We start from the raw sequence: 993 nt of genomic DNA on the forward strand, positions 1-993 counted from the left end.
TTAACCTTCGATTTCGGTAACAACGCCAGCGCCTACCGTATGGCCGCCTTCGCGGATAGCGAAACGCAGACCTTGTTCGATAGCGATCGGGGTGATCAGTTCAACGTCCATTACAACGTTGTCGCCAGGCATAACCATTTCGGTACCTTCAGGCAGGTGAGCCACACCAGTAACGTCGGTAGTTCTGAAGTAGAACTGAGGACGATAGCCGTTGAAGAACGGAGTATGACGGCCGCCTTCTTCTTTGGTCAGTACGTATACTTGGCCTTTGAATTTGGTATGAGGATGAATGGAACCGGGTTTAGCCAGAACCTGACCTCTTTCGATTTCGCTTCTGTCAATACCGCGCAGCAGGCAGCCGATGTTGTCGCCGGCTTCAGCCTGATCCATGGTCTTACGGAACATTTCCAGACCGGTAGCAACGGATTGTTTCTTTTCTTCGCTCAGACCAACGATTTCAACCGTGTCGCCAACTTTGATTACGCCACGTTCTACACGGCCAGTAGCTACGGTGCCGCGGCCGGTGATGGTGAATACGTCTTCAACGGGCATCAGGAACGGTTTAGCCAGGTCATGGACAGGAGTCGGAATGTATTCGTCAACAGCATCCATCAATTTCATGATGTTTGCTTCTTGTTCTTTGTCGCCTTCCAGAGCTTTCAGTGCGGAACCAACAACGATGGGCACTTCATCTCCAGGATAGCCGTATTGGCTCAGCAGTTCGCGAACTTCCATTTCAACCAGTTCGATCAGTTCAGGATCGTCAACTTGGTCGGATTTGTTCAGGAACACAACGATAGCAGGAACGCCAACCTGGCGGGCAAGCAGGATGTGTTCACGAGTCTGAGGCATAGGACCATCAGCAGCGGATACAACCAGGATTGCGCCGTCCATCTGAGCAGCACCAGTGATCATGTTCTTTACATAGTCAGCATGCCCCGGGCAGTCAACGTGTGCATAGTGTCTTTTTTCGGTTTCGTATTCAACGTGGGC

The 993-nt window shown here is 51.4% G+C and carries 1 protein-coding gene; it reads right to left on the reverse strand.

The window, feature by feature from the left end; genetic code table 11:
* Positions 1-993 (reverse strand): elongation factor Tu (gene tuf, locus DW089_RS11245; RefSeq protein ID WP_118287301.1); only part of this gene is annotated, 993 nt, incomplete at its 5' end.

Origin of the sequence: Acidaminococcus sp. AM05-11 (assembly GCF_003472805.1) — a bacterium.
Classification (GTDB): domain Bacteria; phylum Bacillota; class Negativicutes; order Acidaminococcales; family Acidaminococcaceae; genus Acidaminococcus; species Acidaminococcus hominis.